Origin of the sequence: Mesorhizobium sp. M0659, from assembly GCF_040320605.1 — a bacterium.
GTDB lineage: Bacteria > Pseudomonadota > Alphaproteobacteria > Rhizobiales > Rhizobiaceae > Mesorhizobium.
In genome coordinates this window covers 85,581-105,122 of record NZ_JAMYPY010000018.1, presented here as the reverse complement: position 1 = coordinate 105,122, position 19,542 = coordinate 85,581, and the positions used below count along the sequence as shown (strand labels likewise).

Below are 19,542 nucleotides of genomic sequence, written 5' to 3'. Positions count from 1 at the left end.
CGATCTCAGAGATTGGAAAACACGCTGTTGACGGCATCGGCGGTTTTCGAAACGACGATGTCGGCTTCCTCACGCGTCAGGCAGAGCGGCGGCGCGAAGCCTAGTATGTCGCCCTGCGGCATGGCGCGGCCGATGACGCCGCTGGCGGCAAGTGCTGTCGCCACTTGCGGCCCGATCTTGAGCGAGGCGTCGAAGAACACCCGGTCGTCCTTGTCGGCGACAAATTCGACCGCCGCCAGCATGCCATCGCCGCGCACGTCGCCGACGTGTCTGTGCCCGCCGACAGCCTTGGTCAGTTCGGCGCGGAAATAAGCGCCGGTCTCACCGGCGTTCGTTACCAGGTCCAGTTCGTCGATCAGTTCGAGATTGGCGACACCTGCGGCGACGCAGATCGGATGCGCGGCATAGGTCCAGCCATGGCCGAGCGAACCGAGCTTGTCGGAGCCCTGCACCAGCACCTGCCACATCTTGTCGGCAACGATGACACCCGACAGCGGCGCATAGGCCGAGGTCAGCCCCTTTGCGATGGTGATGAGGTCCGGCTTGATGCCGTAATGGTCGGAGCCGAACATGGTGCCCAGACGGCCGAAGCCCGTCACCACCTCGTCGGCGACCAGCAGCACGTCATACTTCTTCAGCACCGCCTGGATCTTCTCCCAGTAGCCGGCCGGCGGCGGCACGATGCCGCCAGTACCGAGGATCGGCTCGCCGATGAAGGCGGCGACGGTTTCGGGACCTTCGGCCAGGATCATCTCTTCAAGCTTGTCGGCGCAATGCTGCGAGAACTGCTCCTCGCTCATCGAGCGGTCGGCGCGGCGGAAATAATAGGGCGCCTCCGTGTGCAGGACCGGCGCGCGCGGCAGGTCGAAAGCGTTGTGGAACAGGTCGAGCCCGGTCAGTGATCCCGTCATCACGCCCGAGCCGTGATAGCCGCGCCAGCGCGAGATGATCTTCTTCTTCTCCGGCCGTCCCAGCACATTGTTGTAGTACCAGATCAGCTTGATGTTGGTCTCGTTGGCGTCCGAACCGGAGAGCCCGAAATAGACCCTGCTCATGCCCTTCGGCGCGCGGTCGATGATCATCTTGGCCAGCGTGATCGAGGCCTCGGTGCCGTGGCCGACATAGGCATGATAGTAGGCGAGGTTTTTCGCCTGGGTGGCGATGGCATCCGCGATCTTTTGGCGGCCATAGCCGACATTGACGCAATAGAGACCGGCAAAGGCATCGATGCTCTTCTTGCCATTGTTGTCCCAGACGGTGACGCCTTCACCGCCGGCCATGATGCGGGTCGGGCTCTCGCCTCGCGCATGCGTGCCCATATGGGTCGAAGGATGGAAGAAATGGTCGCGATCCCAGGCGTTGAGTTCGTTGGACTGGTTGAGCATTTTTGACTCCTTGAGGGATGGCCGGACGGACTATGCGACGTCCAGGCAGAGGTACTTCAGATCGGTGAAAGCTTCGAGCCCATGGCGCGAGCCTTCGCGACCGATGCCGGATTGCTTGACGCCGCCGAATGGGATCGGCGCGCCGGTGATCTTGACGCGATTGATAGCGAGCATGCCGTAGTCGAGCGCGCGGCCCAGGCGCTGCTGGCGGGCGCCGTTCTCGGTAACGACATAGGCGACCAGGCCATATTCTGTGGCGTTGGCACGGGCGATCACTTCGTCCTCACTGTCGAACGGCGTGACGGCGGCGACCGGCCCAAAGGTCTCCTCGCGCATGATCAGCGCTTCGTCGCTGACGTCGGCCAGCAGCGTCGGCTGGTAGAACAGCGGCCCGGCCTGATGCCGCTTGCCGCCGGTGAGACAGCGCGCGCCACGAGCGATGGCATCGGCGACCTGCTCTTCGACCTTTGCGACGGCACGCTCATGCATCAGCGGCCCGATGTCGATCTTGTTGGTAAGGCCGTTGCCGGTGCGCAGCGCCTCGATACGCCTGGCGAAGGCGGCGCAGAAGCGATCGTAGATGGGGCGCTGGACGTAGATGCGGTTGGCGGCGAGGCAGTCCTGGCCGGAGGTGGCGAATTTGGCATCGATGGCGATGCACACCGCCTTGTCCAGATCGGTATCGGCAAAGACGATCAGCGGCGCGTGGCCGCCAAGCTCCATCACCAGCCGCTTCATCGTCGGCGCGCTCTGTGCCGCGATCAACCGGCCGATCTCCGTCGAGCCGGTAAAGCTCATGGCGCGGACGCGCGGGTCTTCGCACATGCGGCCGACGATGGTTGCAGCCCTTCCGGTGATGACGTTGAAGACACCGGCGGGGATGCCGGCGCGCTCGCCAAGTTCCGCCAGCGCCAGCGCCGACAGCGGCGTCTCGGATGAAGGATGCGCGACGATGGTGCAGCCGGCGGCAAGGGCGGCCGCCGCCTTGCGGGTCAGCATCGCCGCCGGAAAATTCCAAGGCGTGACGACGCCGACGACACCGAGCGGCTCGCGCCTCACCATCATCTCGGCATTCGGCAGATGGCTGGTGACGCTCTCGGCATTGAGGCGCTTTGCCTCTTCGGCATACCATTCGACGAAAGAGGCGGCATAGTCGATTTCGCCGAGCGATTCCTGCAGCGGCTTGCCCTGTTCCAAAGTCATCAGCAGGGCAAGGTCGTCTTTCGCCGCGATGATCAGCTCGAACCATTTTCGCAGAATTCTCGACCGCTCCTGCGGCAGCAGTGACCGCCAAGCCGGGAAGGCACGCGCGGCGGCACCGATTGCCCTTGTCGTTTGCTGCGCATCGAGCGCGGCGACAAACGCGACCGTCGCGCCTGTGGCCGGATCGGTGACTTCAAAGCTTTCGGCCGCTTCGCTCGCGGTCCAATGCCCATCGACATAGGCAAGCTCGCGCAGCAGCCGGCGGTCGGAGAGGCGGTCGAGTGCCTCATGGCGATGCGAGCGGGCAAAATGCGCGGACATGGTCGAGGCCTCCCGGATCGGACGATGCGGGAAGACTATCCGTCACATGCAGACAGAGAGACTGTTTCGACGCCCTGAAGGAGAGAGAGTCTCTCTATTGTGCCGCCCCGACAGACATTCTCTCCGGGCTTATGCCGACGCCGGCAACAGGTCGGCTATCGGTAGCACGATTTCGTCCTTCACCGTCTTGGTGACGATGTAGGTGAAGTAGCGGTCGATGCCGATCTCGCGCTGCAGCAGGCCGTCGACCAGCCGCTGATAGGCGTCGATGTCGCGCGTCATCACCTTGACCACATAGTCGACGCCGCCGCCCACCGACCAGCAGGCGACGATTTCGGGGATGTCGCGGATGACGCGTTCGAAGCGGTCGAAATCGGCCTGGCGATGGCTGGCCAGCGTCACCTCCATCAACACGGTGGCGACCGGCGCCACCACGCGCATGGCGATCCTGGCGTGGTAGCCCGAGACGATGCCTGCCTTCTCCAGCTTGCGCAGCCGCATCCAGCACGGCGTCGGCGACAGCCCGACCTGTTCGGCCAGCGCCAGCTTGGTGATGCGCCCGTCGCGCTGGATGGCGTCGAGTATCCTGAGGTCGACCGCGTCGAGTTTTGATGTCATCGGCGTCCGCTTTTTGTCGGCATCACCATGACGGCGCATTATTTCGATTGTCAATTGCACTGATTTCGATCTCTATTAAGTCATGACATTATGGCAACCCGACCCTGCGCTCATCCGCCGGCCAGCCTATCAAACGCTGGCCGACCAGTTCGCCCGCGCCATTCATGACGGGCGGCTGGCCAAGGGCGCGCGGCTTCCAACGCATCGAAGGCTGGCAGACGATTTAAAACTGTCGGTGCAGACGGTCAGCCGCGCCTACGAAGAACTGATCCGGCGCGGCCTGATTTCGGGCGAGATCGGCCGTGGCAGCTTTGTCCAGACGCAGCGCCGCGACCCGGAGCCGCCCTATCTGCCGGAGCGCCTCGGCGAGGTCATCGATCTGTCAATCCTGAAGCCGGTCTGCGAGCCGATGCATTTGGAGCGGCTGAAGCAGGCGCTGGGCTGGCTGGCCGAAAACCTGCCATCCAGTTCGGCGTTGTCGTTCCGGCCCAACATGGTGTTCCCGCGTCACCGCGCGGTGGCTGTCGAATGGCTGAAACTGTGTGGGCTCGACACCTCCGCACAGAATATCAGCCTGACCAATGGCGCGACCGCCGGGATGACCGTGGCGCTGATGAGCGTTGCGCCGCCGGGATCGACTGTCGCCACCGAGGCCATCGGCCACCACACGCTGGTGCCGCTGGCGCGCTATCTCGGCTTCAACCTGGAAGGCCTGCCGATCGACGGCAATGGCCTGATCCCGGAGGCGTTGGACGAGGTCTGCCGGCTCACCGACATTCGCGCGGTATTCGTGCAACCGTCGGTGATCAACCCGACGGCGACGCTGATGGACGCTCGGCGGCGCGAAGAGATCGCCGCGGTCGCGCGCAAGCACGACATCGCCATCATCGAGAACGATGTGCTGGGTCCGCTGATCGAGGACCGGCCGCCGCCGGTCGCCGCCTTTGCGCCGGAGCGCACGCTCTACGTCACTTCCTTCACCAAGATCACCGTACCTGGCCTGCGCATCGGCTATCTCGCGGCGCCCGACCGCTATGTCGCCGCCGTTGCCAACCGGCATCTGGTGTCGAACTGGATGGCGACGCCGCTGGTGGCCGAGATCGCCACCAAATGGGTGACCGACGGCACGGCGATGGAACTCGTTCGCTGGCAGCGGGCGGCATTGCGCCGCCGCCAGGACATCGCAGCCGAGGTGCTGGGCGGGGTTGGTTATCGCGCCAGGCGCGACGGGCTGCATGTCTGGTTGCAACTGCCCGCGGACCGTGCCGAGGAAAGCTTCGTCGCCCAGGCCCGCCTGCAAGGCGTGGCGATCGCGCCCGGCACCTCCTTCCGCATCTCGGATGCGCCCTGGCATCCGGCGGTGCGCATCTCGCTCGGCTCGACCACCGAGGGGGAACTGCGCGCCGGCCTCGGCGTTGTCACCAAGTTGCTGCTTGGCGATCCGGAGCATCTGCTGCTCGCAATCTAAGCGGGAATTGCTCTGGAATCATGCAGTGCCGGAAATATTGTCATGATTTTATTTTCCCAATTGACATGATTTGGCGCGTTCCGCATCGTTAAGGGCACAGGCTTCTCCAGCAGGGGAAATTCATTTGTCCTCACCCATCATCAAGGTCGACGCCATTTCGAAGAGCTTCGGCTCGTTCAAGGTACTGGACGGCCTGTCGATGCAGGTCATGCCCGGCGAGAAGCTGGCGCTGATCGGCCCGTCCGGCTCGGGCAAGACGACGATCCTGCGCATCCTGATGACGCTGGAGAAGATCGACGGCGGCCATATCCAGATCGATGGCGAGCAGCTCTATCACATGGAGCGCAACGGCCAGCTGCTGCCCGCCGACGAGCGGCACCTGACCAAGATGCGGCAGAAGATCGGCATGGTCTTCCAGCTGTTCAATCTGTTTCCGCACAAATGCGTCATGGATAACGTCACGCTGGCGCCGATGCTGACCAAGGGCACGCCTCGCGCCGCCGCTGAAAAGCGGGCCATGGAACTGCTCGACATGGTCGGCATGGCCGACAAGGCGAAGTCGATGCCGGCGCAGCTGTCCGGCGGCCAGAAGCAGCGCGTGGCGATTGCCCGTGCGCTGGCATTGTCGCCGAAGATCATGCTGTTCGACGAGGTGACGTCGGCCCTCGATCCGGAGCTGGTCGAGGAGGTGATGAATGTCATGCGCAAGCTCGCCGCAGAGACCGACATGACCATGCTGCTGGTCACCCACGAGATGGGCTTTGCCCACGACTTCGCCGACCGCGTGCTGTTCTTCGACCGCGGCAAGATCGTCGAAGAGGGCAAACCAGACGAGATTTTCCGCCATCCAAAGCAGGAGCGCACGCAAGGCTTCCTGAAGAAGATCATCGCAGCCGGACATCGTGTCTGACCGCTTTGCGGGGCGGAAGACCGCCCCAGACAAAACCAAGAAGACAACAAGGAGTTGGGAACAATGAAGAAACTTGGCATTCTGGCCGGCGTCGCCGGTCTCGCACTGACGGCGGTGCTCGCCGCGTCGAGCACCGGTTCGGCCGATGACAGCAAGCTCGAGCAATTGAAGGCGCAGGGCTTTGCCCGCGTCGCGATCGCCAACGAGCCGCCCTATACGGCGGTCGCCGCCGACGGCAAAGTTTCGGGTGCGGCGCCCGACGTGGCGCGCGAGGTCTTCAAGCGTCTCGGTGTTGCCGACATCGTCGCTTCGATCTCCGAATATGGCGCGATGATCCCCGGCCTGCAGGCCGGCCGCTTCGACGTCGTCACCGCCGGCCTGTTCATGAAGCCGGAGCGTTGCGCGGCGGTCGTCTATTCCGAGCCGGTGCTGTGCGACGCCGAGGCGATGCTGGTGAAGAAGGGCAATCCGAAGGGCTTCAAGAGCTACGAGGACGTCGCCAAGGACACGTCAGCCACCATCGGCGCGCCCGGTGGCGGCACCGAGGAGAAGCTGGCGCTCAACGCCGGCGTGCCGCGCGAGCGCGTCATCGTCGTGCCGGACGGCCAGAGCGGCCTGAAGATGCTGCAGGACGGCCGCATCGACGCCTATTCGCTGCCCGTCCTGTCGATCAACGACCTCGTCAAGAAAGCCAACGATCCGAACCTCGAAGTCATCGCCCCGGTGGTCGGCGCGCCGGTCTATTGCGACGGCGCCGCCTTCAAGAAAGGCGATGAGGCCCTGCGCGACGCCTTCGATGTCGAGCTCGCCAAGCTGAAGAAATCCGGCGAGTTCGCCAAGATCATCGAGCCCTACGGCTTCTCGGCCGCAGCCGCGATGTCGACCACGCGGGACAAGCTCTGCGCGGCGAAATAGCGCCGTTTTGCCTTCTCCCTGTTCACGGGGAGAAGGTGGCCCGAAGGGCCGGATGAGGGGCGGCGCCAGGTTCTGAGAATTTAGCGCTGCCCCTCATCTGCCTGCCCGTCCTCCGCAGCAGCTGCGCTGCAGCTTCGGAGGGTGGACTGGCATCTTCTCTCCGTGAACGGGGAGAAGGAAGCTAACCGCCAACGTTGGAACCCGAATGACCCAGTGGTCCGGCTACCTCGGCCTGATATTGCAGGGAGCGCTTGTCACCATCGAGCTGACGCTGATGGGGTCGGTGCTCGCCCTGATCATGGCCTTCCTCGCCGGCATGGGCCGCGTGTCGCGCTTCTTTGCTCTGCGCTGGCTGGCAACCGTCTATATAGAATTCTTCCGCGGCACCTCGATCTTCGTGCAGCTGTTCTTTGCCTATTTCGTGTTGCCGTTGATCGGCCTCGAACTGACCCCGCTGCAGGCGGGTGTGCTGGCGCTGGGCCTCAATGTCGGCGCCTATGCGGCCGAGGTGGTACGCGGCGCCATCCAGTCGGTCGGCCGCGAACAATATGAGGCCTGCATCGCGCTCAACCTCGGCCGCTGGCAAGGCATGCGCCATGTCATCCTGCCGCAGGCGCTGCTGATCATGCTGCCGACCTTCGGCAACAATGCCATCGAACTGCTCAAGGCGACCTCCGTGGTGTCGCTGATCTCGCTCGCCGATCTCACCTTTCAGGCGCAGGTCGTGCGCTCGCAGACCGGTAACACGCTGGCGCCGTTCACCACCATCCTGATCATCTATTTCGCCCTGGCGCTGATCATCTCCTGGGGCGTGCGTTCATTGGAACGCCGCATGGCGCGCGGCCTCGACGGGGTGCGCGTCTGATGGATTGGGACTGGAACTTCGTCTGGGAGATCCTGCCGACGCTGATCCAGGGCGTGAAGATCACCATCCTGGCAACGCTGCTCGGCTCCGTGCTGGCCGCTGTCGTGGGTCTGGGCATCGCGCTAGCACGACGCTCGCCCAACAAGGCGCTGTCGCGCACCGTTGGTTGGGCGGCCGAATTCATCCGCGGCACGCCGCTTCTGGTGCAGCTCTATTTCATCTTCTACGTGCTGCCGGATTTCGGCATCCTGTTGCCGCCGCTGGTCGCCGGCGTTATCGGGCTCGGCCTGCACTACGGCACCTACACGGCGGAAGTCTATCGCGCCGGCATCGACAACGTGCCGCGCGGCCAGTGGGAGGCGGCCAAGGCCTGCAATCTGAGCGCCACGCAGACCTGGACCAACATCATCATTCCGCAAGCGATCCCACCGATGATCCCGGCGCTGGCCAATTATTTCATCGCGATGTTCAAGGAGACACCGCTGCTATCGGCAATCACCGTGCTGGAGCTGATGAACCAGGCAAAGAGCGTCGCCAACACCTACTATCGCTACATTGAGCCGATCACGCTGGTCGGCGCTTTCTTCCTCGTCATCAACCTCTTCTCGGTCGTGCTGCTGCGCTGGCTGGAACATCGCTACGGCAAGATCGAAAGGTAATTCTCAAGATGAAACCGCTGCCCGAAATCAGGCTGATGCCGACAAGGCCGGCGCTCGATGCGCGCCCGCAGGAAAAGCGCGTCGGCCTGATCATCCTTGCCACCGACCACACCAGCGAACCGGATTTCCGCCGCATGGTGGCGAGCGAGCGCATCGGCGTCTATGTCGCGCGCATTCCCTACAAGAATCCGACGACGCCGGAAAACCTTCGCAAGATGCAGCCGGAGCTGGCGGCGGGCGCCGCGCTGATCCTGCCAGACGAGCCGCTCGACGCGATCTGCTACTCCTGCACCTCGGCCTCGGTGGTGATTGGCGACGCCGAGATCGAGGCGGCGATCCAGTCTGCCAAGCCGGGTGTTCCTGTGGTCACGCCGCCCATGGCAGGCGTGCGCGGGCTGAAGGCGCTGGGTGCCAAGAAGATCAGCATCCTCACCCCTTACACCGTAGAAACCTCCAGACCGATGGCGACGTATTTCGCCGAGCGCGGCTTTGAGATCGTCAGCTTCACCTGCCTCGGCTTCGAGGACGATCGCGAGATGGCGCGCATTGCGCCGGCAGCGATCGCCGACCTGGCTCGTGAGGCGACGAATGCGCAGGCCGATGCACTGTTCGTGTCCTGCACCGCATTGCGCGGAGCGCTCGCGGTTCCCGGGATGGAACAGGCGATCGACCGCCCGGTCGTCACCAGCAATCAGGCCAGCGCCTGGAATTGTTTGCGGTTGTGTGGCGACGGGACGCCGCATCCCGAATTTGGCCGTCTGATGACGCTGCCTTTGCCGCGCGATTGACGATCATGACGACAGTCACCCTTAACGATATTCGTGCCGCCCGGGAGCGAATTGCCGGCAAAATCGAACGCACGCCGACAGGGTTATCTCACAGCCTTTCCGAACGACTGGGCATCCCCGTCCACCTCAAGCTTGAACACCGCCAGACCACCGGCAGCTTCAAGCTGCGCGGCGCCTCGAATGCCATTGCTTCGCTGAGCGCCGAGGAGAAGGCGCGCGGCGTGGTCGCGGCGTCGACCGGCAATCATGGCCGTGCGCTGGCCCATGCCGCGAAGCTCGAAGGCATGCGTGCGGTGATCTGCATGTCGCGACTGGTGCCGGGCAACAAGCTCGACGAAATCCGTCGGCTTGGCGCGGATGTCCGCATCATCGGCAACAGTCAGGACGAGGCGCAGCAGGAGGTCGAACGGCTGGTGGCGCAGGAGGGACTGGTGATGCTGCCGCCCTTCGACCACCCGGCCATCATCGCCGGGCAAGGCACGCTCGGACTGGAGATGATCGAGCAGGTCCCGGATGCCGCTCTCGTCCTGGTGCAACTCTCCGGTGGTGGACTCGCCTCGGGCATCGCCGCCGCCGTCAAGGGCGTCAGCCCCGGGACAAAAATCATCGGCGTTTCGATGGCGCGTGGTGCTGCGATGAAGGCGAGCCTGGATGCCGGTCGCCCGGTCGAGGTGGAAGAACTGCCGACGCTGGCGGATTCGCTCGGCGGCGGCATCGGTCTCGGCAACCGGCTGACCTTCGCCATGTGCCGCGATCTGCTCGACGACGTCATCCTGCTCAGCCAGGACGAGATCGCCGCCGGCATCCGGCATGCCTATGAACAGGAGCGCGAGATCGTCGAAGGCGCCGGCGCGGTCGGCATCGCCGCGCTGCTTGCCGGGAAGGTCAAGGCGACCGGGCCGGTGGTCGTTCTTCTCTCGGGCCGCAATATCGACATGAACACGCATCGCAAGATCGTCTGCGGTGACGCAATCGCGGAGCGCGCGGCATGAAAACTCTCCCACGCCGAATTCCCGCCCACCCCCCTCTGTCCTGCCGGACATCTCCCCCGCAATGGGGGAGATCGGCAGCTTCGATGCGGTCGCTGTTCTTGCTGCGCTGGAGATTGGCGAAGGCAGGAGTGCAGTCCAATCTCCCCCCTTGCGGGGGAGATGGCCGGCAGGCCAGAGGGGGGTGTGACGGAACACTATCCTTCGTGGTGCGCGCTAGTACGGAGCGCGACACATGAGCCGGATGACGATCCTCACCGAGAAGGAACTGCGCACAATCGTGCCGCTCGATCTCGACGCGGTCGCCTGCGTCGAAAACGCTTTCCGCGCGCTCGCCACATTGCCGGTGGCGATGCCGCCGATCCTGCGGTTGGACATTCACGAGCAGCGCGGCGAGGTCGATGTGAAGTCGGCCTATGTGCCTGGAATAGACGGTTTCGCCGTTAAGATAAGCTCCGGCTTCTTCGACAATCCGAAGCTCGGTCTGCCCAGCGGGGGCGGCATCATGGTGTTGCTCTCGGCAAGAACCGGTGTGGTCGAGGCGCTGCTGCTGGACAATGGCTATCTCACAGATGTCCGCACCGCTGCTGCCGGCGCCGTCGCGGCGAAGCATCTGTCGCGGCCGGATTCGTCCGTCGCCGCAATCTTCGGCGCCGGCGTGCAAGCCGGGCTGCAACTCGAAGCGCTCATGTTGGTGCGGCCGATCGCCGAGGCACGTATCTGGGCGCGCGATGCGGTCAAGGCGGAGACGGCCGCAGGCGCGCTGCGCGAAAAGCTCGGCATTCTCGTGCGCGCCGAGCCGGATGCAGCCAAAGCAACCATCGGCGCCGACATCATCGTCACCACCACGCCGTCGACCGAGCCGCTGATCAAGGCCGGCTTTGTCGTTGCCGGGCAGCACATCACCGCCATGGGCTCGGATGCCGAACACAAGAACGAGATCGCGCCGGCGATCCTGCGCATGGCCGATCTCTATGTCGCCGACAGCGCCAAGCAGACACGGCGTCTGGGAGAACTGCATCACGCCATCGCATCGGGCGTGATGGGAGCCGATGCCGCGGTCACCGAACTCGGCCAGATCATCGCCGGCGAACGGCACGGAAGGCGCTCACCCAGCGACATCACCATCGCCGACCTCACCGGCACCGGCGTGCAGGATACGGCGATCGCCACGCTCGCTCGCAACCGGGCGCGGGCCGCCAATGCCGGAACCATTTTTGAAAGCTGATGCTGGCCAAAGCGTGATCCGGAAGTGCAACCCGGTTTTTCCCAGAGATCACGTTCAAACAAGAACGACGAGCCTGTTTCCAACAAAGTTGAAACAGGCTCCAGGCCCAACAAACGAGGACACAGAACAATGCAGCCGAACCTAAAATTCTCGCGTGGCGAATTTGCGGATCGCCTCGCCAAGACGCGAAAAGCCATGGAGGGGAAAGGCGTCGATCTGCTTGTTGTCAGCGACCCATCCAACATGGCCTGGCTGACCGGCTATGATGGCTGGTCGTTCTATGTGCATCAGGCGGTGATCGTGCCACCATCGGGCGAGCCGGTCTGGTACGGTCGCGGCCAGGATGCCAATGGCGCCAAGCGCACCGCCTATCTCGCGCATGACAACATCGTCGGCTATGCCGACCACTACGTGCAGTCGACCGAGCGCCACCCGATGGATTTTTTGGCCAGAGTGCTCAGTGATCGCGGCTGGGGCAAGCTGACCATCGGCGTCGAGATGGACAATTACTGGTTCTCGGCTGCCGCCTTCGCCGCGTTGCAGAAGCATTTGCCCAACGCTCGCTTCGTCGACGCGACAGCGCTGGTCAACTGGCAGCGCGCCGTGAAGAGTTCAACCGAGATCGACTATATGCGCAAGGCGGCCCGCATCGTCGAAGCCATGCACCAGCGCATCGTCGACAAGATCCAGGTCGGCATGCGCAAATGCGATCTGGTCGCCGAGATCTACGATGCCGGCACGCGCGGCGTCGACGGCATCGGCGGCGACTATCCGGCGATCGTGCCGCTGCTGCCGTCGGGCGCCGACGCCTCGGCGCCGCATCTCACCTGGGACGACCAGCCGATGAAGTCGGGCGAGGGCACCTTCTTCGAGATCGCCGGCTGCTACAACCGCTACCATTGCCCGCTGTCGCGCACCGTCTTTCTCGGCAAGCCGACACAGGAATTCCTCGATGCCGAGAAGGCGACACTGGAAGGCATGGAGGCGGGGCTGGCGGCGGCAAAGCCCGGCAATGCCTGTGAGGACATCGCCAACGCCTTTTTCGCCGTGTTGAAGAAATATGGCATCGTCAAGGACAACCGCACCGGCTATTCTATCGGTCTCTCCTATCCGCCGGATTGGGGCGAACGCACCATGAGCCTGCGCCCCGGCGACCGCACCGAACTCAAGCCTGGCATGACCTTCCATTTCATGACCGGTCTCTGGCTGGAGACCATGGGACTGGAAATCACCGAATCCATCCTGATCACCGAAACCGGTGTAGAGTGCCTCGCCAATGTACCGCGCAAACTGGTGGTGAAGAATTGAGCCCGATGCCTAGCCTCCGCCCTTCCCCGATCGCCCCGACCGTCGATTTCGACAAGGACGGCGTGCAACATGGTTTCCTGCGCCTGCCCTACAGCCGCGACGACTCGGCCTGGGGTTCGGTGATGATCCCGATCTGCGTCATCCGCAACGGCAAGGGGCCGGCCGCGCTGCTCACCGGCGGCAACCATGGCGACGAGTATGAGGGGCCGCTGGCGCTCTACGATCTCGCCCGCACGCTCGATCCCAAACAGGTCAGCGGCACGGTGATCATCGTGCCGGCGATGAACTATCCGGCCTTTCGCGCCGGCACCCGGACGTCGCCGATCGACAAGGGCAACATGAACCGCAGCTTTCCCGGCCGTCCCGACGGCACGGTGACCGAGAAGATCGCCGACTACTTTCAACGCGAACTGCTGCCGCGCGCCGACCTCGTCTTCGATTTCCACTCCGGCGGCATGACGCTGGATTTCGTGCCCTTCTGTGCCGCCCACACGGTGCCCGACAAGGCGCTGGAGCAGAAAGCCTTCGACGCGGTCGCCGCGTTCTCGGCCCCGTTCTCGATGCGCATGATCGAGATTGACTCCGTCGGCATGTATGACACGGCGGCCGAGGAATTGGGCAAGGTCTTCGTCAGCACCGAGCTTGGCGGCGGCGGCACCTCGCGTGCCCAGACCGTGCGGATCGCGCGGCGCGGCATCAACAATGTGCTGCGCCATGCCGGTATCCTTGATGGTGCGGTCGAGAAGGGCAGAACTCAGTGGCTCGACATGCCGTCAGGCGATTGTTTCTCCTTCGCCGAGGACGACGGCATGATCGAGACCATGGTCGATCTCGGCGAGCCTGTGAAAGAAGGCGCGGTGCTGGCGCGCATCCATTCCACCGGCCGCACTGGCATCGCCCCGCAGGAGATCAAGGCAAAAATGTCCGGCATGCTGGCTGCGCGGCATTTCCCCGGCCTGGTCAAAGCCGGTGACTGCGCGGCCGTCCTGGCCGTTTTGGTTTCATCGTGATTTCGCATAGAACGCCGCGCGAATATCAGTCGGTCTGGATCCAGACCGACTTGGTCTCCAGATACTCGTGCAGATGCTCGATGCCGCCCTCGCGGCCATAGCCGGACATCTTCATGCCGCCGAACGGCACCGCCGGGTCGATGGCATGGTACATGTTGACCCAGACAGAGCCGGCCTTGACGCGGCGCGCAAGCTTGTGGGCGGTGCCCAGATGCGTGGTGAAGATGCCGGCGGCCAGGCCATAGGGCGTCGCATTGGCACGCGCCACCGCTTCGTCGAGCGTGTCGAAGGGCATCGCCGAAATGACCGGGCCGAAAATCTCCTCGCGCGCGATGGTCATCTGGTCCGACACGGCGCCGAAGACCGTCGGCGCAATGAAGTTGCCGCCATCGTAGAGCTCGCCGGTCAGCCGCGAGCCACCGGCGACCAGTTCGGCGCCTTCGTCGCTGCCGGCCCTGATATAGCCCTCCACCTTGGCTGCCTGCCTGGCATTGATGAGCGGTCCGATTTCCGTCTCTGCCTCGATGCCATGGCCGATCCGCAGTCTGCCGGCGAAATCGGCGAGCCGGCGGACGAACTCGTCATGGATTTCGCGCGCCACGAACAGCCGCGAGCCGGCAATGCAGATCTGGCCCGAATGCACGAACACCGCCATCGCCGCGATCGGAACAGCCTTGTCGATGTCGGCGTCGCGGCAGACGATGATCGGCGACTTGCCGCCGAGCTCCAGTGAAACGCGTTTGAGGTTGGCCACGGCTGCCCGCGCGATGGCCTGGCCGGTCAGCGTCGATCCGGTGAAAACGATCTTGTTGACGTCTGGATGTTCGGCGAGCCGCGCACCGGCTTCGGCCCCGGTGCCGGTGACGACGTTGACGACGCCGTCGGGCACGCCGGCTTCCTGCATCAGTTGCGCGATCAGCAGCGGCGTCAGCGACGCATCCTCGGACGGTTTCAGCACGATGGTGCAGCCTGTCGCCAGCGCCGGCGCGATCTTCCAGATCGAGGCGGCGGTCGGCGCGTTCCAGGGAATGATCGCACCAACGACGCCCACCGGCTCGCGCCGGGTGAAGGTGACGATCTCGCCGGGAATCGAATTGTCGATCGCCTCGCCATGCAGCGCCGTCGCCATGCCGGCATAGAAGCGCAGCATGCCGATGACGCGGCGCCGGTTGGAGAGCGTGCGCGTGATCGGCAGTCCCATATCGAGCGTGTCGGAAACGCTGAGCTCTTCCCAATGCGTCTCGAACAGATCGGCGATCCTGAGCAGCACGCACTGCCGCTCGTAGGGCGAGAATTTGGACCATGGGCCTTCGAAGGCCGCGCGCGCGGCGGCCACCGCCGAGTCGATATCGGCAGCCCCGCCGCGCGGCACTGTCGCCAGCACCTCGCCTGTTGCCGGATTGAGTGCCTGCATGCCCTGGCCGGACTGCGCGGCGACCCACTTGCCGCCAATGAACATCGGTCGGAATTCGCCATGGTACAACGCCGTGGCCTTCGCCTTCGGGTCGAAGTTCAGCGTCATCTCTTCCTCCTCGCAATTCCTTGGCGACTATTACTCCCGCCGCCGACCTCAAACAAGGAAAGCTAAAGGGCGCTCAGATAACCAGGTTGTGCGGGTGACTTCCGATCGCGCCAGCAACAAGAAACAGACAGCCGCTAGAGCATGGTCCCGAAAAGTGGAAACCGGCTTTCGGAAAAGATTGTGCTTCGACAAATGGCATCTAGAAAAATCATCGCGAGTTGTCGGAGCGCGTCGCTAAAAGCTCAATGAGGCAAGCCGATCATTGCCCACGGCGACCGTGATGCCGGCATTGCAGACGAGAGCGCAACAGGCAGTCGCCAGCCGCCACCCAGCGCTCACCCGTGGCCGGATCGATCGTGGCCGTTCCAGCCGGCTTCACCGTGACAGAGGTTTCGCGCGCCGCTTCGCTGCAATCGCTGTTGGATGACTGCTCGCGGAAGCAAGATCGGTCGAGCGGCCTCGCGACGTGCAAACATTGGCAGGATTGATCCGCAACCGACGGTGCCTGGCATCGATCGAGCACGCCGGTCCGTCACTCCGGAAGGCCGGCCTTTCGGAAGCCATCGACGAAATGGTCGAGCGTGGCAGTGTCGCGGAACGGCTCCGTCTCGACCCAGTGACGGGTGGTGAAATGTGGGTTCGCGACGAGGAACAGGTCGACCTCGGCGCGCGCCTCGTCGATCCGGCCGAGTTGCGCAAGGCTTGCCGCAAGGAAACGGCGCGAGCTTGTCCGATACGTCTCGTCCCGGCGCGTCGTCTCGACGGCGGCTTCATAGTCGCGCGCCGCATATTGCGCCTGGCCGAGCGTCAGATAGTACCAGCTTGCCGGAAACGGGTTCAGCCGGAACGCCTTGCTGATATAGTCGAGGCCCTCCTCGACGCGCCCGGCCAGGACCGCGATGTCGGACAATGTCGCCCAGGCATCGGCCTCGTTCGGGTCGAGCTCGAACGCCTTGGCAAATCCCACATCCGCTTCGTCGAATCTGCGCTCATAGGCAAGCAGGTTGGCAAGCACCCAGTGGCAGCCGGCATCGTTGGGATCGATCGCCACAGCCTTGCGCGCCAGTTCCAGGGCAAGGCCGCGGGCAGGCTCAATGGGCTCTCCCCAATGCACCCATCCCATCCAGTGGTTCATGGCAAGCCAGCGATAGGCTTCGGCATAGTCCGGATCGAGCGCAAGCGCGCGCGTCAGCAACAGATGCGCTTCGCGCGCCGTCTCCGGCGAGACGTCGATCAGGTTGCGGGCCCGCACGCACAGATCGTAGGCCTCGAGATTTCGGGGCCGATTGCGCGGCAGCGGCGCGCGCAGCCGGCCAAGCAGCGCCTCGACGATCTTGGCCGTCACCTCGTCCTGAACGGCAAAGATATCTTCCAGGCCGCGATCGAAGCGGTCTGCCCATAAATGCTCGCCGCTCAGCGCGTCGACCAGCTGGGCGTTGATGCGCACGCGCCCGGCGGCGCGTCTGGCGCTGCCCTCCAAGAGATAGCGCACGCCAAGTTCCCTGGCGACCTCGCGCACATCCACCGCCTTGCCCTTGTAGGCAAAGGTCGAGTTGCGCGCGATGACGAACAGGCCGCCGATCCTCGACAGGTCGGTGATCAGGTCTTCGGTCAACCCGTCGGCGAAGGCTTCCTGCTCGGGGTCGTTGCTGAAATTGGCAAAGGGCAGCACGGCTATCGACGGTTTGGCAGGCAGCGGCAAAGCCTGTCGCTTCTCGTCGCCGAGCTGTTCGATGGCGCCGGTGAAGCGATAGCCGACGCGCGGAACGGTCGATATCCATTCTCCGCCGTTCGTGGCCGGACCCAGCAGCTTGCGCAATTGCGCAATCTGGACGGTGAGGTTGCCTTCCTCAACGGCGGTGCCTGGCCATGCCGCATCCATCAACTCGGCCTTGGCCACGATCTCGCCGGGCCGGGCGACGAGCGCCGCCAGCAGCTGCAGTCCGCGGTGGCCGGCGGCTACGGGAACTTGGTCCCGAAGGAGCGTTCCCGCACCCGGATCAAGCACGAACGGACCAAAGGCAAAGCGCGATCCCTGCATAACGCGCATCTATAGAGCAATTCCAGGAAAGGTGTGAAGGCGGTTTTCCCACGGGAAAGCGCGGCGGAGCGCTTCACGGACGTATGGCGTCAAAACAAAGAGTTGAGCACCTCGCCGTTTCCATGAAACGGCGAGGTGCTCTAGCCGGTTTGGAACTTTTGAGAACTATTTGGCCGGGCTTAATTACGGCGCCGTCCGCATGCGGCAGAGTTCAACCTCTTGCAAGCCGAGGGCTGTCGCTCCTCAAACCGAATGGAGGTTGCCATGAACGATACCCTTGCTTCTGCTCGTGCAGCCTTGCCGGAAAAGGCGGTGTCATCGGGCCGGCGTCCGACGGGCCCGCGGGGCATGATCGCGGCCTGGCGCGAGCGGATACGCTTTCGCTGGGACCTCAAGCAGATGGCGGAGGCCAATCCGCACCTGATCGACGATATCGGTCTGACCAGACGCCAGCTCGAGGCCGAAATCGTCAAACGCTTCTGGCAAGTGTGAGCTGATGTCGCGGATAAGACCCGCCCGCCTGTTTGGGCGTACCGCGGCGTTTTGCCGGCATTTGCACTTGCCGGAACGTGCCGATCCTGCTTCGAAGTCGGCATGAGCGCCGAAGACGCGACGTCACCGCCGGAGAACCACATCGCATGGGCCGCGATGGCCGGCATCATCGCGACAGTTACGGTGTTCGCCATAGCACAGGGGCTGACGTATCCGCTGCTCAGCTTCATCCTGGAACGGCAAGGGACGACACCGGGCCTCATCGGCCTCTCGGCCGCGATGACGCCTCTGGGTTTCATTATATCGTCGCTCTTCACGCCGGCGCTGGTCCGGCGGGTGGGCGCGGCGCGCTTTGCGGTTGTGTGTTCGATCCTGGCAGCAACCGTCCTGATCGCGATTGCCTGGACGCAGGATGTATGGGCCTGGATGCCGTTGCGCTTCCTGCTCGGCTTCTTTGCCAATCCGCTTTACGTGATCAGTGAAACCTGGCTGGTCTCGATCACACCCGCCGCACGCCGAGGCCGCATCATGGGCCTATACTCCTCCATCGTTTCCGCCGGCTTTGGCCTCGGCCCGCTGTCGCTAGGCTTGGTCGGCACGCAAGGATGGCCACCCTTCATCATCGGCAGCGCGGCCTTCCTTGTCTGCGGCCTGATCGTGCTTGCCGTCGCGCCACGCCTGCCCGACATGCCGCGTGAGGGCGAAGCGGTGTCGGTCGGCGGCTTCTTCGCGCTGGCGCCGCTGCTCTTGTTCGCAGTCTTCACGGCTGCCGCCTTCGAGCAAGTCCTGCTTTCGCTGTTCGCGGTCTATGGTGCCGCGCTCGGCAGCACTGAGCAGCGCATCGCTTCGCTCATCACCTGTTTCATCGCCGGCAATGCCGTGCTGCAGGTCGTGCTTGGGCGCGCCGCCGAACGGTTTGGCTCGAAGCCGATGATGCTGTTCTGTGTCCTGGCTTGCCTGGCCGGTTGTTTGCTGTTGCCGTTGCTCTTCGCTACATGGCTTGTCTGGCCGCTCTTCTTCGTCTGGGGCGGGGTCTCGTTCGGGATCTACACGCTGTCGCTGATCCAGCTCGGCGAGCGTTTCACCGGTCAAGCCTTGATCGCCGGCAATGCCGCCTTCGCGTTCGTATGGGGGGTAGGCGGCATCGTCGGCTCACCCGTGGCCGGGCTGGCGATGCAACTGACCGGACATCAGGGACTGCCATTGTCGCTTGGCCTGCTGTGCTGCGTGCTGGTGGTGTTTCTGCTGGCGGAGTTACGGCGGGTTGACCGCGTTCAGGCGTAAGGCGTGCCTGCCATTGCGGCCTTCAGGCCGATGCTGCCCTTGTCGACAATAGCGAGAAAGGCCGGACCCGCCTCGTCGCCGTCCTGGGTTTCTCGAAGCGTCCGATCCGCCTCGATGAACGCCACGGCCGCCAGGCGGGTGTCGGGGTCTGCAGCTTACGCCCGCCGCCTTCGGATAGTGCCACCATTAGGATATCCCAGCTCGTCGCGTTCGCTCTCGCTCGCGCCGACGCCGGCCCAGTCCGGACCAGCAATGTCTTCAGCTGCCATGTCTTCAAACCTCGATGTCAGGCGAAAACGCGGCCGCCGTAGAAACTCGGCGGCCGCCAATGGCGACGCTATATTCGCCCGAGAACAACCAGAATGATCACGATGATCAGCACCAGCCCGAGGCCACCGCCGCCATAGTAACCAGTGCCGTAGAACGGGCCGCCGCCGAGGCCGCTGAAGCCGCCGAGCAACGCGATGATCAGGATGATAATAAGAATGGTACCCAGGCCCATATGCCGTCTCCTTCGCTGCCGCGCCGTTCACGGC

General features: G+C 64.0%; 19 protein-coding genes. 12 read left to right on the top strand and 7 right to left on the bottom strand.

Features of this window, described 5'->3' with window-relative positions:
• Positions 1-5: 5 nt before the first annotated feature.
• The 3 genes from NKI31_RS24685 to NKI31_RS24675 all read right to left on the bottom strand — a co-directional run bounded on the left by NKI31_RS24685 (position 6) and on the right by NKI31_RS24675 (position 3,527).
• Entirely contained in the window at positions 6-1,385 is a 1,380-nt protein-coding gene (locus NKI31_RS24685; protein ID WP_352652783.1) for an aspartate aminotransferase family protein, read from the bottom strand.
• Positions 1,386-1,415: 30 nt separating this feature from the next.
• Positions 1,416-2,909, bottom strand: a complete 1,494-nt coding sequence (locus NKI31_RS24680; protein ID WP_352652782.1) for an NAD-dependent succinate-semialdehyde dehydrogenase — start codon at positions 2,907-2,909, stop codon at positions 1,416-1,418.
• Between the two features lie 129 nt (positions 2,910-3,038).
• On the bottom strand, positions 3,039-3,527 hold the full coding sequence (locus tag NKI31_RS24675) for an Lrp/AsnC family transcriptional regulator (protein WP_352446747.1): 489 nt from the start codon (positions 3,525-3,527) through the stop codon (positions 3,039-3,041).
• An 82-nt stretch (positions 3,528-3,609) separates the two neighbouring features.
• On the opposite strand from NKI31_RS24675, the gene ehuR reads away from it, so the two are divergent.
• From ehuR to doeB, 10 genes are all read left to right on the top strand, one after another.
• A complete protein-coding gene (gene ehuR / locus NKI31_RS24670) occupies positions 3,610-4,995 on the top strand; it encodes a MocR-like ectoine utilization transcription factor EhuR (protein WP_023823550.1) in 1,386 nt (461 codons plus the stop codon).
• A gap of 124 nt (positions 4,996-5,119) precedes the next feature.
• Positions 5,120-5,905: an ectoine/hydroxyectoine ABC transporter ATP-binding protein EhuA gene (gene ehuA / locus NKI31_RS24665; RefSeq protein ID WP_023682675.1), complete on the top strand. Its 786-nt coding sequence runs from the start codon at positions 5,120-5,122 to the stop codon at positions 5,903-5,905.
• A 63-nt stretch (positions 5,906-5,968) separates the two neighbouring features.
• Positions 5,969-6,820: an ectoine/hydroxyectoine ABC transporter substrate-binding protein EhuB gene (gene ehuB / locus NKI31_RS24660; protein WP_023682674.1), complete on the top strand. Its 852-nt coding sequence runs from the start codon at positions 5,969-5,971 to the stop codon at positions 6,818-6,820.
• A gap of 205 nt (positions 6,821-7,025) precedes the next feature.
• A complete protein-coding gene (ehuC, locus tag NKI31_RS24655) occupies positions 7,026-7,685 on the top strand; it encodes an ectoine/hydroxyectoine ABC transporter permease subunit EhuC (protein WP_023682673.1) in 660 nt (219 codons plus the stop codon).
• A complete protein-coding gene (gene ehuD / locus NKI31_RS24650) occupies positions 7,685-8,344 on the top strand; it encodes an ectoine/hydroxyectoine ABC transporter permease subunit EhuD (protein WP_352652781.1) in 660 nt (219 codons plus the stop codon). The genes ehuC and ehuD overlap by 1 nt, the downstream gene beginning before the upstream one ends.
• Positions 8,345-8,352: 8 nt before the next feature.
• A complete protein-coding gene (gene eutA / locus NKI31_RS24645; protein WP_352652780.1) occupies positions 8,353-9,132 on the top strand; it encodes an ectoine utilization protein EutA in 780 nt (259 codons plus the stop codon).
• A 5-nt stretch (positions 9,133-9,137) separates the two neighbouring features.
• The gene (gene eutB, locus NKI31_RS24640) at positions 9,138-10,124 is read left to right on the top strand and encodes a hydroxyectoine utilization dehydratase EutB (RefSeq protein WP_352652779.1); all 987 of its coding nucleotides are present in this window, start codon (positions 9,138-9,140) and stop codon (positions 10,122-10,124) included.
• A gap of 232 nt (positions 10,125-10,356) precedes the next feature.
• A complete protein-coding gene (locus tag NKI31_RS24635; RefSeq protein WP_352652778.1) occupies positions 10,357-11,349 on the top strand; it encodes a cyclodeaminase in 993 nt (330 codons plus the stop codon).
• A 129-nt stretch (positions 11,350-11,478) separates the two neighbouring features.
• Positions 11,479-12,657, top strand: a complete 1,179-nt coding sequence (gene doeA / locus NKI31_RS24630) for an ectoine hydrolase DoeA (protein ID WP_352652777.1) — start codon at positions 11,479-11,481, stop codon at positions 12,655-12,657.
• Between the two features lie 5 nt (positions 12,658-12,662).
• Entirely contained in the window at positions 12,663-13,667 is a 1,005-nt protein-coding gene (doeB, locus tag NKI31_RS24625) for a N(2)-acetyl-L-2,4-diaminobutanoate deacetylase DoeB (RefSeq protein WP_352652776.1), read from the top strand.
• Between the two features lie 25 nt (positions 13,668-13,692).
• Here the strand turns inward: doeB and NKI31_RS24620 are convergent, their stop codons facing one another.
• Entirely contained in the window at positions 13,693-15,189 is a 1,497-nt protein-coding gene (locus NKI31_RS24620; protein ID WP_352652775.1) for an aldehyde dehydrogenase family protein, read from the bottom strand.
• Between the two features lie 532 nt (positions 15,190-15,721).
• On the bottom strand, positions 15,722-17,239 hold the full coding sequence (locus NKI31_RS24615; protein WP_023704770.1) for a winged helix-turn-helix domain-containing tetratricopeptide repeat protein: 1,518 nt from the start codon (positions 17,237-17,239) through the stop codon (positions 15,722-15,724).
• Between the two features lie 255 nt (positions 17,240-17,494).
• Between NKI31_RS24615 and NKI31_RS24610 the strand changes: the two genes are divergently transcribed.
• Together NKI31_RS24610 and NKI31_RS24605 are read left to right on the top strand one after the other, a co-directional pair.
• Entirely contained in the window at positions 17,495-17,722 is a 228-nt protein-coding gene (locus NKI31_RS24610; protein ID WP_023735668.1) for a DUF1127 domain-containing protein, read from the top strand.
• A 102-nt stretch (positions 17,723-17,824) separates the two neighbouring features.
• Positions 17,825-19,006 carry an MFS transporter gene (locus NKI31_RS24605; RefSeq protein ID WP_023704772.1) on the top strand — a complete coding sequence of 394 codons (1,182 nt, stop codon included), beginning with the start codon at positions 17,825-17,827 and terminating at the stop codon, positions 19,004-19,006.
• On the opposite strand, the gene NKI31_RS24600 is transcribed toward NKI31_RS24605, so the two are convergent.
• Together NKI31_RS24600 and NKI31_RS24595 are read right to left on the bottom strand one after the other, a co-directional pair.
• Positions 18,997-19,131, bottom strand: a complete 135-nt coding sequence (locus tag NKI31_RS24600; RefSeq protein WP_023682661.1) for a hypothetical protein — start codon at positions 19,129-19,131, stop codon at positions 18,997-18,999. The two genes, NKI31_RS24605 and NKI31_RS24600, sit on opposite strands and share 10 nt — an antisense overlap.
• A 212-nt stretch (positions 19,132-19,343) precedes the next feature.
• Positions 19,344-19,508 carry a DUF3309 family protein gene (locus NKI31_RS24595; protein ID WP_023667887.1) on the bottom strand — a complete coding sequence of 55 codons (165 nt, stop codon included), beginning with the start codon at positions 19,506-19,508 and terminating at the stop codon, positions 19,344-19,346.
• Positions 19,509-19,542: the final 34 nt, after the last annotated feature.